Origin of the sequence: Candidatus Nitrosotenuis aquarius, from assembly GCF_002787055.1 — an archaeon.
GTDB classification, from domain to species: domain Archaea; phylum Thermoproteota; class Nitrososphaeria; order Nitrososphaerales; family Nitrosopumilaceae; genus Nitrosotenuis; species Nitrosotenuis aquarius.
This window is the reverse complement of record NZ_CP024808.1, coordinates 712,528-724,964: the sequence shown is the minus strand read 5'-3', so window position 1 is coordinate 724,964 and position 12,437 is coordinate 712,528. Positions and strand designations below refer to the sequence as shown.

The following is a 12,437-nucleotide window of genomic DNA, read 5'->3' as shown; positions in this document are numbered from 1 at the left end:
CATTGGAGCAAGACAAGTTTGCATCAGTATTGGTGGTATCAAAGAAAATCCTATCGGAATATGATCTGTGCGATAACTGCCTTGGCAGGCTGTTTGCAAAAAAACTGCGCCTCTCGTCATACAAACTGCTTGGCAAAAAAATCCACAAAAAACTAGGCATTCAAAACAAAAAATGCCACATTTGCAAAAATGTCTTTGATACTCTACACTATTACATTGAAAAGATGCAGGACTCTTCATCGCAATACCAATACAAGACGTTTCTGGTAGGCGCCAAGCTAAGGCCGTCGGTTCTGGACAGGGACGACCACATCAGATCCCAGTTCAAGCTAAGGGGAATTGATGGAATCAAGACAAGCATCACGCGGGAGCTGGCAAAACAATTTTCTCGCAAAACCAACAAAAGGCAAAACCAGGCCGAGCCGGACCTTACTCTGACAGTTGATTTTAAGACAGAGTCCTGCGAGGCTCACTCTAAATCGCTTTATTTCTCAGGAAGATACACCAAGCCAACCCGTGACATTGCGCAAAAACAAAAGCCGTGTTCAAACTGTCTCGGCAAGGGATGCGTTAGCTGCCACAGGCACGGCATGACCGAGTTTGACAGCGTAGAGGGCATGATCTGCAAGTATTTTTTTGACAAGTTCGGCGCAGCTCAGGCAAAGATAACTTGGATTGGCGGCGAGGACACTACAAGCCTTGTCTTGGGCAAGGGCAGGCCGTTTTTTGCCAAGCTCCTAAACCCAAAGAAAAGAAAACTAGTACTGCCAAAGACAATTTCCTCTGGCAAGATCAAAATCCACAACCTCAAGCAAATACCCAAGATTCCGCAGGGACCAATCCAGTTTCTATCCAAAGTTACGCTTTACATCACCGCAGAAAATCCAATCGCGCCGGAAAGTCTTGCAAAGCTTGACGGGCTTGCAGGCAACACAGTTGCAATCTATGAAAAGTCAGGCAAACGATCGGAAAAGAAAATTCATTCTGTAAAACATGCATTGACGTCTCCAAATTCCTTTACACTGGAAATGACACTTGATGGGGGAGTTCCGCTAAAGCACTTTGTGTATGGGGATAACATTTTTCCAAATGTCTCTGATCTGATTTCAATCAAGTGTGCGCTAGAGAAATTTGATTTTGACCAAATACAGATACGCTAAGGCTTTTTACATGTCCTGCTAGAGTCATACCGTTGGATCAGCTAGTAAAGGTAAGAGAGGCACACCAAAAAGAGGTTCTGCCTCAGAACATCTATGATACAATAAACGAGAGATTTGAGCTTGTAACCGAGGGAATTGCGCGAATCGAAAAAGCATCTGGCGCAAAATATCCAATATCGTACGTAGAGCCGTCCGCAATTTTGACTAGCAGCTCGGACATGTCGTTTCAGTACGGAATTTTGTTTGCAAGGACGATTCCAGTGTTCTTTGAGGAAAAATTCCAGGTGATGATCCAGATTTCTGCGCCACTTGTAGCGTTTGGCCTCAAGGGAACAATCCATGCCATTTTGGCGCATGAATTTTTGCACTATATCGAACTGATTCGCAAAATATCCAAAATGGAATTGCTATCAGACGAGATATCATCGAATTTATTTGAGAACACATATGCCGACAGCACCAGATTGTTTGAGCCAAGGGCAGTATTCTCAGACCAAACCCTGCTTACACACATTACAAAGAAGTTTCCAACTGGGTTTAAGGACTATAAACTGGAAGATAAGACGGAAAAGCTCTGGATTGCAAAGCAGCTTCCAGTCACAAACGTGGCACTTGATTCTAACACTGTAAAACTTTCTGCAGAATCTCTATCCAAGGTTACAATAGATCCAATGCTGTTGCAGAAAATCCTGGAATACGAAGAAAAGGAATCCAAGCTGCGAAAGAAGAAACTCTACTGATTAAACTCAGTCAGGCCGCACTTGCCGCAGGTCTTTCTGTTTTTGTGCTCTGACATGAACACGCCCTTGCCGCATCTTGAGCAGATTTTTCTGATCTTGGTTGCCTTGTCGCCTGCAATTTTATAGTATGCTGCAACGCCGGTTGCCTTGGCTGCCTCTTTTTTGCCTGCCATTATGAGCTAGCCTCTGCTGGTGTTTCTGCAGGAGCCTCCTCTTTTGGAGCGGCTGCCGCAATTGCTGCCTTGATCTTGTCCAGTCTCTTGAAAATGGTTGGGTTGACCTGTTTTTTTGCCAACTCTTCATTGTCATAAACATAAAAAGTTCCCCGGACTGTTGGTCTGCCGGAGTGGCTTTTCATCGAAATTGGAATGATTATCTTGCCGTCAAGCTTGAACTGCTTTGAAATCATGTCTGCGGCATCTAGCTTTTTGAGCTTGCCTGCTAAGCCTGGAAACTCGCACACTATCTCTCTTCTTGAGAGGAATGTGTTGTTTACATCGCTTACTACTTGCATTGACATGTATTCTTGCCTCGTTTTTCTATTTCATATAAACCATTACCGGAATTTCGCGAAGAGATTTAAGAAAATTCAACATTTGCCAATTGTTGGACAGATTCATGCTGCATCTAAGAAACACTGGATTTTCTCCATCCGATACAAGCCAGCTTTTACTGCAAGCTAGGAACCTTGGAAAAGACTGCACAATACGCGACTGTCGGGTCTCTACAAAATACGTCGAATTTGATGTATCCGTTGACAAATCAAAAATGGACGATCTGGTTGGCAAGCTAAAGCCAATTGCGCCTCTGGACCACGCAAGGCTGGTAACAGAAGAACACATTCCAAAGGAAGAGGCAATCCAGCAGGGCGTTTCTTACTTTAATGACGAGCGGTTCTGGGAGGCGCACGAAGTTCTGGAAGGAGTCTGGAAGAAATGCTACGAGGGCGAAAAAGACCTGGTTCAGGGAATTATTCTGGTTGCTGCGGCTTTGGTCCATTTTCAAAAGGACGAAAATTCGATTTGTCTTTCTGTTTTGGGCAGAGCAAGTGAGAAGCTAAGCAATTCATCTGGATCATACCATGGAATCAATGTGGACTTGATTAGACAAAAGCTGGATGCAATTAGGGATTCTGGGAAAATTTCGCTATTTACTATATGATCATCTGGATTGCCGTCTTGACTACCTGTGCGCCTTCAAGCAGTCCTATGCTTCCTATTTTTGCATTGTTTTCCGTGTATCGCGTGCTGTTGTCCTTTTTGACCATGTCTCCTGAAACCAAGACAGGAACAGGATCGTCAGAGTGGCCCTTGTTGATACATGGTGTGGAATGATCAGCAGACACCACGATTGCAACCTTGCCAGTATTGATATTGTCTAGCAAAGTACCAAAGAATCTTCTGTCGATTTCCTCAATGTTTTTCATTTTGCCGATTGCGTCGCCGTCGTGGCCAAACTCGTCAGGCCCCTTTAGGTGAACATAGATGGCATTTTCTGTCTCCATTGCCTTTGCCGCAACGCGGGCCTTTTCCTCATAGTCTGTCAGGCCTCCTGCGCTAAATGTGCGCATCTTGAGTACTTCGGATATGCCGATTTCTACCGGCATGTCAACAATACAGGAAAATCTCATTGAATACAAGTCGTTGATTGGCACTACCTTTGGGTAGTGGTTGCCTGCATCGCGAAGCAAAATAGCGTTTAGGAGCTTTTTGCCCTGTGCTTTTCTATTCTTGTTTGTCTGGCTTTCCCGTAGGATTTTGAGTGATTGCTCTGTGAATTCGTTTACCAGCCTGGCAGTCAATTCAGAATTTGGCAGCTGGTTTAGAGGCAAGCATCGCTCTATTTTGAGATAGTCGCCTACTGCCTTGGCAATTCCCATGCCATCCACCCGTGAATATGCCGGGTCTGTGTTTGTTATCTCTGATGATAGCTGCTTTCCCTCGCAGCGAATCCTGACCACCACTCGATGCCCAATTGTGGGCGCAACTACTACCGATGCGCCAGGCTCTGAGAATTTTATTTTATTTTCAATTTCCCTTGATACTGTCAGTGCGTCTTCTTTTTCGATTTTGCGTCCTGCTCGCCTGTCTACTATGATATCAGAATCGTCTAATGTGGCAAAGTTTCCGCGCAAAGCCAGGTCTCCGTCCTTAAAATCAATTCCAGTTCCTATTGCCTCTATTACTCCCCGTCCTGCGTATTCAGAGTGCTGGAACTTGTAGCCAAGCATGTTGAACACCGCAATGTCGGACTCTGGCGCAATTCCCTTTCCCACTGATATGACTTCACCCATTGCGCCGTTTCTTGTCATTTTGTCTAGATTGGGGGTTTGTGCATAATCAAGCGGGGTGGTGTTTTTCAGATCCGGGTGTGGCAGGTCGCCGACTCCGTCAAGCAAAACGTAAACTATTTTGACTTTGGAATTGTCCGACAACTAAATCCCCTTTTTGAAATCTGATCCAAGATCACTTTAAACTTTGAGCTGACCAAAAATCAATTTGCGATCTTTGAAAAGGTTTTATCATACACGTATTCATAGTATCGAATATGGGGAGCATGCGAAAGGACTACATTTCTGAACGATTTGTGATTGTCTCCCAAAATGACGACAAAGTCGATGATTCAAAAAAATGTCCCTTTTGTCCTGGAAACGAATCCATGACAAACCCATCGTTGTTGTCTCTTGTTGCCAAAGACGGAATGCTGCAACGACTCCAGGACTCTGAGGACAACTACATCGAGGACTGGACGGTTCGTGTCTTTGAGAGCAAAAATGCGGCAGTCACAGTTGCGGCAGAAAACTCGTACAGCGAGCGACCATTGTACTCAGAGCCGGCATACGGCTATCACTATATTGTTGTGGCGTCTGAAAAGCACAAGGAATCACTGGCCACAATATCTGTAGAGCAGTGGTCAAACATCCTAGTCGTAATCCAGGACAGACTGCGATGGCTGTACACCCAGCGCGGTGTCACATATGTTTCAATTTACATAAACCATGGCAAGGAGGCAGGAAGTGTAACGGCACATCCGCACATCAACATGGTGACGTTTTCCACAATTCCGCCACTAATAGAATCCGAGGCGGAATCCTCGCACAGGATCCTCAACGAAAAGGGAGCATGTCCGCTATGCCAGACGGTGAACACCGAGACTGGCGGACCAAGGCAGGTGCTCCAGACTGAAGGGTTTTTGGCTTTCTGTCCGTGGGCCCCATCACACCCATACGAATTCTGGATTTGCCCAAAAAAACACACCACTAGCTTCTCAAAGATAACCCAAAAGGAAATCAATGATCTTTCTCTGATTTTGCGAGCAACACTTGGCGGACTCTCAAACTCGCTCAAAAATGTCTCATACAATTTGGCATTCCATCTGTCGCCGGAAAAGAAAAACAGCAGACAGATCCACTGGCATATTGAGGTATATCCACTGACATCTGCATGGTCTGGCCTGGAGCGAGGATATGGAGTGTTCCTCAACTCGATTGCACCGGAAAAGGCAGCGGAGCAATTGGGTGCCGCATGCAGAAAAGAGCTTGCAGGCCTAGTCGGGATAATCTAACCGTTTATTTATCTAAAATCGTTTTTGCATAATCATGGCGGGAATTGAAAAATACATTGCTATTGCATCACTTGGACTCTTTGCAATGTTTGCAGGCGAAGTTAACGTGTTTTACAATTACCTGACACATCCAAACGTAGAGACGGAACCTGAGGCAAAGCTGCTAATGTACATGTCAATTGGCGTCGCACCTGCATCTGTGATGGCCGGAACTGCGTTTATCATGTCAAAAAGATATGGCTCGCGACAAATAGGAATGTTGATTGTTGCAGGCGGCGCAGTATTGCTAGTCGGAATGATAATTGCAAACTCGATCGTGCCAAGAATTGACGTAAACTATAGGATCTCAACTGTTGAGCTGGTCCCGCCATTGTTCATGGGAATCTCTGTTGCGGTAATGGCAGCGGGCGCCGTACTGTTCAAGACAAAAAAGCGACCAATCAAGGAATTCTTCTAGTGGTCGTATCGCATTCCGTTTGAATGCCTAGCAAAGCCCATCTTTTCATAGAATGGCTTGACACTATCATCACAGTCCAGAATGGTCTTGTAGCAGCCTTGGCTTTTTGCATAATCCAATACAGCACGAATTATTATGACGCCTATTCCCTTTGACTGGAATTCCTTTGAGACCACAACATCTTCGATGTGGCCTACCTTGCCTCCGTCGTGGATGAACTTTTGCTCTATTAGGAGTGTCGTGGAGCCAATTATCTTGTCATTGTATTCTGCAACAAAAATCACGTGGTCTGGGTTTTTGCTTATCTTCTCTAGGATCTGCCTTGCCTTTTTTCTGTCAATGTCGCTTGCCGCTCTGAGGGAATCCAGCGACTCTAGGAACCCGTTGTCAAGATCCGACTCGATGATTTTGCGAACTAAAATATCAGACATTAAATCTTGCCAAGCTTTTCCCTGAATTCTTGGTATGCCTTTTTGTAGGATGCCTTGTCTCCAATGTCGATAAAGCCGTTTTTGATGATAAAGCTGCCGACGTCCTTTTTTCTGGCAAGTGCCTTTTTGATTACGTCGTCCATTCCGTATGGCTTTGCCTGCGGTATGTAGGAAAATACCCCGGGCTCCATCACATAACACCCGATGTTGATGTTTGCCTTGATTTCTGGCTTTTCATTCCATACCGTCACCTTGCCGGACTTGGCAGTCTCTATTACGCCATATTTTAGGTTGGTCTTGTACTGGTGAAGGCTCATTGTGATAAATGATTTTTTTGCCTTGTGCTGTGCAATCATTTTTTTAAGATCAAAGTTAAACACGGAATCCCCATAAACACACACAAAGGTATCGTCAACAAAGGATTCTGCAGTCTTTAGCTGGCCTGCAGTGGCAAGTGGCTTGTCTGCTATTGCGTATTCTACCTTGACTCCAAATCTGGACCCGTCCTCAAAATAATCCTCGATTGTCTTTCTCAGATAACTAACACACAGAACAATTTCTTCTACCTTGTTGCGTCGAAGCCATTCTATGAGGTGCTCTAGCAGTGGTTTTTCGCCCAATGGCAGCATTGGCTTTGGCAAAAATGTCGTATATGGCTGGAGCCGTGTTCCGAGGCCGCCTGCCAGAATTACTGCCTTCATAAAATTATACCAAAATACCAAGTATTTATGCACAATTACACAAAGATCTTTGCGCCGGCCCTAGAGAATTTTTGCCAGTTTCTGCAATACCTCAGATGGCGCGGTGCCAAAGACAATGATCATCGGCTCTTTTCCAAAATCCCCCTTGTGGTATATGATGTCTGGCGGCGTTGAGAGATTTTGTATTGCCTGGCTGACCCCCCAAGATATGGACGAGTTTTCTTTTTGCCTGCTGGATTTTGGTTCCTGCAGTCTGTTGTAGCTTGCTATTTTTGCCCTGGATTTTGCGAACTTTTTGATTGTGGACTCGTCGTATCTTATGTTGATGGCGGACCTGATTTTGGGAAATTTTTTCTGCATTGTAAGAACAGCAGTTGCCACGTGTCTTGATCCTCCATATTCCAGGCTGCCGGCTGTTATGGCCTGGGTTCCTGCCTTTACTATTCTGCCAGAGACTCCCAAAACATCACCAGTTGTCTTTGCTTTTGGTTTTGCAAAGACAAAGTTTGTCTGGCATTCTGGAATGTGGGCGTGAATCTCCTTTAGGTTTTCAAATTTCTTGATGGATTCTGCAAGCTCGGACTGGATTTGGTCCCGGCCAGGCCTTGTAATTTTTAGTCCGCGGCCAAGTCGCTGTGCAGATTTTATGGAATCATACGTGAACTGTTTTGCAAATTTGGCAGAATCAAAAATGTTTTTTTTCCTTGCTATGTATAATGATACTGCAATAGCAAAATTGCACCCGCTGCCGTGGTTTTGCCCAGAAAGTTTTTTGCCAGGAATTGATTGGTGTCTTGTTCCGTCAAAGACAAAATCACTGATTTTACCTCTCTCAAGGAAATGACCTGTTATTATGATGTTTTTTGCGCCAAGCTTGCTTAGTGCCTTTGCAGCCAGAAGCAAGTCTGATGGTTTTCTGATTCTTACGCCTGAGATTAGTTCTGCCTCTGCAACATTTGGGGTTATTGTATTGCAAATGGGAATTAAGAGTTTTTTTAGCGCAGAGATTGCGTCTTTTTTTAGCAAAACCCCGCCAGTAGTGGATTTTATCACAGGATCCAGTATTATTGGAATCTTGGCGTTTTTTAGTTTGGCATGAATTGCCTTGATTGCCGCAGTATCGTACACCATTCCTATTGTGATTGCATCCACATCAAAATCTGACAAGACAGAATCAATCTGCATTCCAATTGATTTTGCCGAGACGGGCTCTGCGTAGCTGAACTGCTTGGAGTTTTGTGCAGTGATTGCGGTAATTACAGAAAAACAATTTGCACCAAGTGCCTGCGCTGCCAATATGTCAGATTGTATTCCTGCACCAGAAGATGGATCAGAGCCGCCGATTGCCAAAATATTCATTGAGATTTCTTGCAGATTCTCTGAATTATAGTATTTGTAGTTCTATTCTGCCTACTGTTTAAATCTAGACTCGACCTAATGATACCATGGGAACTCAGCTAGCTGCCGCACGTCGTGGTGTTATAACGGACGAAATGAAGCAAGTGGCAAAAGACGAGGGAGTAACTCCCGAATGGCTGCGCTCTAGAATGGCAACCGGCTCGATTATCATACCTGCAAACAATGTTCGACCACAAAAAGTACACCGGGTCGGAATTGGAAAAGGACTCAAGACCAAGGTCAACGTAAACATTGGCACATCTACACTCAAAGTTGATCTAAACGAGGAAATTGAAAAGGCGCAGGTGGCAGTAAAGCACCATGCTGATACTATCATGGATCTGTCCGATGGCGGCGATGTTGGCGCAATTAGGCGAGCACTACTAGAGGCCGCACCAATCACATTTGGTACTGTGCCAATCTATGAGGCATACAACCACGGGGTTGAAAAGCACAAAAATCCACTAGATATCACAGAGGATGATTTTCTAAACGCATTTGAGAACAATGCAAAAGACGGCGTAGATTACACCACCATACACTCTGGCATAACTAAAGAAATCGCCAAGAGAATCCTCAAGGTTCAGCGATATGGGGGCGTTGTGAGCAAGGGCGGAACGATCACTGCCGCCTGGATGCTAAAATACGACAAGGAAAATCCCTACATTACTCATTATGATTATCTGATGGAACTTGCCAAAAAATACGACATAACGTTTAGCCTTGGCGACGCACTGCGACCGGGTTCCATTTTGGATTCGCATGACGAGCTACAGGTGCAGGAAATGATAAACATCTCAAGGCTGACAAAGCAAGCACACGAGCAAGACGTGCAGGTAATGGTTGAAGGCCCAGGGCATGTTCCCCTAAACGAGGTTGCCGCAAACGTCAGGCTTGCAAAATCCTTGATTGGCGATGTTCCGTATTATGTGCTGGGACCATTGGTTACCGATGTCGCATCTGGCTATGACCATATCTCAAGTGCAATAGGTGCCGCAATTGCGGCAAGCGAGGGCGTTGATCTCTTATGCTATCTGACCCCTGCAGAACACCTGGCGTTGCCAAATGCGCACGAAGTTCGACAGGGATTGATTGCATACAGAATTGCAGCACATGCGGGAGACCTGGTAAAGCTGCGCGATAAGGCAATCATCTGGGACACAAAGATGACAGAAGCAAGACGAACCCTGGACTGGGAAAAACAAATCGCACTATCTATTGATCCGGAAGAGGCAGCTAGAATCCACAACAGGACAGGCCAGCACACTGGCAACAACGTCCCATGTACAATGTGTGGCGGGGCATGCGTCTACTTGATGCTGCCACAGCAAAGAAAGTACGTCAAAGAAAACGAAAACCTACAGCAAGTTGAGTAGGACTTCGTCCAGGTTTGGAACCGTCTCGTACTGGCTTATCTCGTTGGGGCTAATCCACCTGTAGGACGAGTTTTCCCAGTTTAGCAGGACCTCCGTAGTCTCCATTTTAAACAAGAACGGAAAGATGTGCCACTGGTGGTCTGGATACTGGGGAGATGACACAGTCATGTCCTTTCCCGCCTTGAGAAGCTTTATTGATTCTGGTTTTGCGCCAATTTCCTCGAAAATCTCTATTTTGGCTCGATGTAGTGGATCCTCGTTTCCCTCTATTATTCCGCTTACTGCGCCCCACAGTCCTTTCATGGATTTTACGTGGTTGCTTCGCTTTAGGATGAGTATTTTTTCCTGGGATACGACAAAGGATGTTACTATTTTTGTAGAACGCATCACTTTTCGATTGCGTTGATCATTGTATTTAGTTTCTTGTAGGACTCTTCCAGGTTCGAGTTCTTTGCCAAGTTTTCCTGAACTGTTCTGATATAGGTGTTTATTTCCTCTGATTTTCCCTCCTGGATAGCGGTGAGCAGTCTTCCTACGTCCTTCCAGAATTCCTCTGCGGCCCTTCTGATTTCTGGATTTGATATTATTGTTTCAATCAGCTCAGTTGATTCCGTCATGATGCTCTCTGAGAGAATCTTTTGAATCTTGAACGTGGTGCCGGACATGCGCTCTGTCAGGGAAATCTTGTCATCCTTGGATAAAATATTCGCAAATGCCAGATTCACCAGGTGTGTTAAGCCAAGTATGATTGCTATTTTTTTGTCATGTTCAATTGCGTCTATTGTGACAAAGTTTGCGCCCTCGAACAGTGATTTTACAAGGGCAAGTTCCTTTTTTGCATCCTTGATTGGAATTGAGATGATGTTTTGTCCCTTGATCTTTTTTGCGCCTGGGCCAAACATTGGATGAATACAAACTGGGTTTATCTTTGATGGAATTTTCAGTAATGCAGCTGCAGTCTTTGCCTTTTGCGATGTTATCTCTATGAGAAATGATCCCCGCTTCATTTCCTTTGCAATTAGTCTGATTATTTCCGGTGTGCGTCTTGTTGGTGTACACAACAGTACCAAGTCTGCGTTGAGAACTGCGCCGACTAGCGATGTTGCCTTTTTGACTGACTTGTCCGTGATTGGCGCCTCTGAATCAAAGCCAATTACCTCGTAGCCAATTGATGCAAAATACTTGGTAAACCACTGGCCCATCTTGCCGCCTGCGCCCAAAACAGTGATGCTTTTTTTCATCTATTGTTCCTCCAGAACCTCATGTAATATCATCATTCCCTTCTTTAGGCTGCCCTCGTCCTGGCAGGCTGAAATCCTGATGAATCCCCGGTAGCTGCCAAACCCGTCCCCAGGTGCTACGGCAACGCCATGGTCTAAAAGCCTGTTGGTAAACTCTAGGCCGTCAAATCCCGGCTTGTTTATTTTGGCAAAAAGATACATTGCGCCGTCTGGATTGGCAAACTCTAGTCCTATTTTCTTTGCCTCATCTACTAGTATACTGATTTTTGATTTTACCATTCTTGCGTTTTGTGTAGTATCTGCTTCTAGTGCTTTGAGTGCCGCATACTGGACTGGCTCTGCTACATTTGTGATGCATAATGCTTGGAGCTTGACCATCTTTTCAATTATTTTTGGATCTGTGATGGTGTAGCCGATTCTCAGGCCTGTCATTGCGTGCGATTTTGAAAATGACTGTATTACAATCGACTTTGGATAGTTGTTTGATAGAATCGACTTCCATTCTGAAAACGCATACTCGGAATAAATCTCGTCAGACAAAACATACAGGTCGTGCCTTTTTGCCAGCTCTATGATCTGGTCCTGCAACTTTGGCGAGAGTACCTTACCTGTCGGGTTGTTTGGATAGTTCAGCACTATCATCTTTGTGTTAGAGTTGATGGTATTTTCTATTTCGGAAATTGATGGGTCCCAGCTGTTCTCCAGTGTGGTTGCTATGGTCCTGACCTTTACTCCGGCGTTTGCTGCGCAGTCTCGGTATGCAGGCCATGCCGGCTCTATTACTATGATTTCGTCACCTGGGTTTAGCAAAGTAGAGATTGCCAAAAACACGGAAAATCTTCCACCGGGTGAGACCAGGATGTTTTCTGTCTTGATATTTGCGCCAAATTTCTTGGTACAATATTGTGCAAGTGCCTCGCGCAGTTTTGGCATGCCTTGCGCCGGACCATACCTTACTAGGCCCTTGTCGTATGCTTCGGCTAGTGCGGATTTTATGATTGGCGATGGCATAAAGTCCGGCTCGCCTACCTCCATGTGGATTATCTTCTTGCCTTGCTGCTCTAGTGTCTTTGCCTTGAGAAATATTGTCAGGTGCGTTTGTTTTCCGTCTGACTGGACTTTTACCGACTCGTTTAGGAGGAAATTTAGGAATTTTTTGCCAATGGACTCGTCCAGACCAATTTGCTTGCAGAGATTGGCTACCTCCGTGCGTAACTGTTCCTCTCTTTTTTCGTCAAATACTGACAGTCCGCTGCTTTTTTTGAGCTCGCCTATTTGCTTTGATATGTCGGTTCGCTCTTTGAGCAGCTTGAGCATCTGTATTGTGATTTCGTCTATTTTGTTTCGGAGCTGGTCAATGTTTGACATT

General features: G+C 45.0%; 15 protein-coding genes. 6 read left to right on the top strand and 9 right to left on the bottom strand.

Translation table 11 applies throughout. From position 1 onward, the window contains the following. Positions 1-2: 2 nt before the first annotated feature. Complete coding sequence (locus tag NAQ_RS04295) at positions 3-1,160, top strand: tRNA pseudouridine(54/55) synthase Pus10 (RefSeq protein WP_100182401.1); 1,158 nt, start codon at positions 3-5, stop codon at positions 1,158-1,160. 32 nt (positions 1,161-1,192) lie between these two features. Beyond that, positions 1,193-1,900 carry a hypothetical protein gene (locus tag NAQ_RS04290; RefSeq protein ID WP_100182400.1) on the top strand — a complete coding sequence of 236 codons (708 nt, stop codon included), beginning with the start codon at positions 1,193-1,195 and terminating at the stop codon, positions 1,898-1,900. On the opposite strand, the gene NAQ_RS04285 is transcribed toward NAQ_RS04290, so the two are convergent. Continuing rightward, the gene (locus NAQ_RS04285) at positions 1,894-2,073 is read right to left on the bottom strand and encodes a 30S ribosomal protein S27ae (protein ID WP_100182399.1); all 180 of its coding nucleotides are present in this window, start codon (positions 2,071-2,073) and stop codon (positions 1,894-1,896) included. The genes NAQ_RS04290 and NAQ_RS04285 overlap by 7 nt on opposite strands. Then, positions 2,073-2,420 carry a 30S ribosomal protein S24e gene (locus tag NAQ_RS04280; RefSeq protein WP_100182398.1) on the bottom strand — a complete coding sequence of 116 codons (348 nt, stop codon included), beginning with the start codon at positions 2,418-2,420 and terminating at the stop codon, positions 2,073-2,075. Before NAQ_RS04280 ends, NAQ_RS04285 begins: the two co-directional genes overlap by 1 nt. Before the next feature lie 98 nt (positions 2,421-2,518). Here NAQ_RS04280 and NAQ_RS04275 point away from each other — a divergent pair, with 98 nt between their 5' ends. Beyond that, entirely contained in the window at positions 2,519-3,061 is a 543-nt protein-coding gene (locus tag NAQ_RS04275; protein ID WP_162858644.1) for a DUF309 domain-containing protein, read from the top strand. Here NAQ_RS04275 and NAQ_RS04270 read toward each other — a convergent pair. Beyond that, complete coding sequence (locus tag NAQ_RS04270) at positions 3,054-4,334, bottom strand: BPG-independent phosphoglycerate mutase family protein (RefSeq protein WP_245871734.1); 1,281 nt, start codon at positions 4,332-4,334, stop codon at positions 3,054-3,056. The two genes, NAQ_RS04275 and NAQ_RS04270, sit on opposite strands and share 8 nt — an antisense overlap. Before the next feature lie 113 nt (positions 4,335-4,447). Between NAQ_RS04270 and NAQ_RS04265 the strand changes: the two genes are divergently transcribed. Continuing rightward, positions 4,448-5,464 carry a galactose-1-phosphate uridylyltransferase gene (locus tag NAQ_RS04265; RefSeq protein WP_100182397.1) on the top strand — a complete coding sequence of 339 codons (1,017 nt, stop codon included), beginning with the start codon at positions 4,448-4,450 and terminating at the stop codon, positions 5,462-5,464. Positions 5,465-5,498: 34 nt separating this feature from the next. After that, on the top strand, positions 5,499-5,921 hold the full coding sequence (locus tag NAQ_RS04260; RefSeq protein ID WP_100182396.1) for a hypothetical protein: 423 nt from the start codon (positions 5,499-5,501) through the stop codon (positions 5,919-5,921). Here the strand turns inward: NAQ_RS04260 and NAQ_RS04255 are convergent. Genes NAQ_RS04255 through thiD form a run of 3 tightly spaced genes read right to left on the bottom strand, consistent with a single transcriptional unit; the run spans position 5,918 to position 8,412 of the window. Continuing rightward, positions 5,918-6,352, bottom strand: a complete 435-nt coding sequence (locus NAQ_RS04255; RefSeq protein ID WP_100182395.1) for a GNAT family N-acetyltransferase — start codon at positions 6,350-6,352, stop codon at positions 5,918-5,920. The genes NAQ_RS04260 and NAQ_RS04255 overlap by 4 nt on opposite strands. Then, positions 6,352-7,053, bottom strand: a complete 702-nt coding sequence (locus NAQ_RS04250) for a nucleotidyltransferase family protein (protein ID WP_100182394.1) — start codon at positions 7,051-7,053, stop codon at positions 6,352-6,354. Before NAQ_RS04250 ends, NAQ_RS04255 begins: the two co-directional genes overlap by 1 nt. A gap of 60 nt (positions 7,054-7,113) precedes the next feature. Further along, on the bottom strand, positions 7,114-8,412 hold the full coding sequence (gene thiD, locus NAQ_RS04245; protein WP_100182393.1) for a bifunctional hydroxymethylpyrimidine kinase/phosphomethylpyrimidine kinase: 1,299 nt from the start codon (positions 8,410-8,412) through the stop codon (positions 7,114-7,116). 86 nt (positions 8,413-8,498) lie between these two features. Between thiD and thiC the strand changes: the two genes are divergently transcribed. After that, a complete protein-coding gene (thiC, locus tag NAQ_RS04240) occupies positions 8,499-9,827 on the top strand; it encodes a phosphomethylpyrimidine synthase ThiC (RefSeq protein ID WP_100182392.1) in 1,329 nt (442 codons plus the stop codon). Here thiC and NAQ_RS04235 read toward each other — a convergent pair. Genes NAQ_RS04235 through NAQ_RS04225 form a run of 3 tightly spaced genes read right to left on the bottom strand, consistent with a single transcriptional unit; the run spans position 9,810 to position 12,436 of the window. Continuing rightward, a complete protein-coding gene (locus NAQ_RS04235) occupies positions 9,810-10,214 on the bottom strand; it encodes an NUDIX domain-containing protein (RefSeq protein WP_100182391.1) in 405 nt (134 codons plus the stop codon). The genes thiC and NAQ_RS04235 overlap by 18 nt on opposite strands. Further along, positions 10,214-11,068, bottom strand: coding sequence for a prephenate dehydrogenase/arogenate dehydrogenase family protein (locus tag NAQ_RS04230; RefSeq protein ID WP_100182390.1), 855 nt, complete (start codon positions 11,066-11,068; stop codon positions 10,214-10,216). Before NAQ_RS04230 ends, NAQ_RS04235 begins: the two co-directional genes overlap by 1 nt. Beyond that, positions 11,069-12,436, bottom strand: a complete 1,368-nt coding sequence (locus NAQ_RS04225; protein ID WP_177585558.1) for an aminotransferase class I/II-fold pyridoxal phosphate-dependent enzyme — start codon at positions 12,434-12,436, stop codon at positions 11,069-11,071. It abuts the gene before it with no gap. Position 12,437: the final 1 nt, after the last annotated feature.

Coding starts and splice junctions, on each gene's coding strand:
- NAQ_RS04235 (WP_100182391.1), bottom strand. CDS start 10,214: ATGCGTTCTACAAAAATAGTAACATCCTTTGTCGTATCCCAGGAAAAA.
- thiD (WP_100182393.1), bottom strand. CDS start 8,412: ATGAATATTTTGGCAATCGGCGGCTCTGATCCATCTTCTGGTGCAGGA.
- NAQ_RS04225 (WP_177585558.1), bottom strand. CDS start 12,436: ATGTCAAACATTGACCAGCTCCGAAACAAAATAGACGAAATCACAATA.
- NAQ_RS04250 (WP_100182394.1), bottom strand. CDS start 7,053: ATGAAGGCAGTAATTCTGGCAGGCGGCCTCGGAACACGGCTCCAGCCA.
- NAQ_RS04275 (WP_162858644.1), top strand. CDS start 2,519: ATGCTGCATCTAAGAAACACTGGATTTTCTCCATCCGATACAAGCCAG.
- thiC (WP_100182392.1), top strand. CDS start 8,499: ATGGGAACTCAGCTAGCTGCCGCACGTCGTGGTGTTATAACGGACGAA.
- NAQ_RS04265 (WP_100182397.1), top strand. CDS start 4,448: ATGGGGAGCATGCGAAAGGACTACATTTCTGAACGATTTGTGATTGTC.
- NAQ_RS04260 (WP_100182396.1), top strand. CDS start 5,499: ATGGCGGGAATTGAAAAATACATTGCTATTGCATCACTTGGACTCTTT.
- NAQ_RS04280 (WP_100182398.1), bottom strand. CDS start 2,420: ATGTCAATGCAAGTAGTAAGCGATGTAAACAACACATTCCTCTCAAGA.
- NAQ_RS04285 (WP_100182399.1), bottom strand. CDS start 2,073: ATGGCAGGCAAAAAAGAGGCAGCCAAGGCAACCGGCGTTGCAGCATAC.
- NAQ_RS04255 (WP_100182395.1), bottom strand. CDS start 6,352: ATGTCTGATATTTTAGTTCGCAAAATCATCGAGTCGGATCTTGACAAC.
- NAQ_RS04230 (WP_100182390.1), bottom strand. CDS start 11,068: ATGAAAAAAAGCATCACTGTTTTGGGCGCAGGCGGCAAGATGGGCCAG.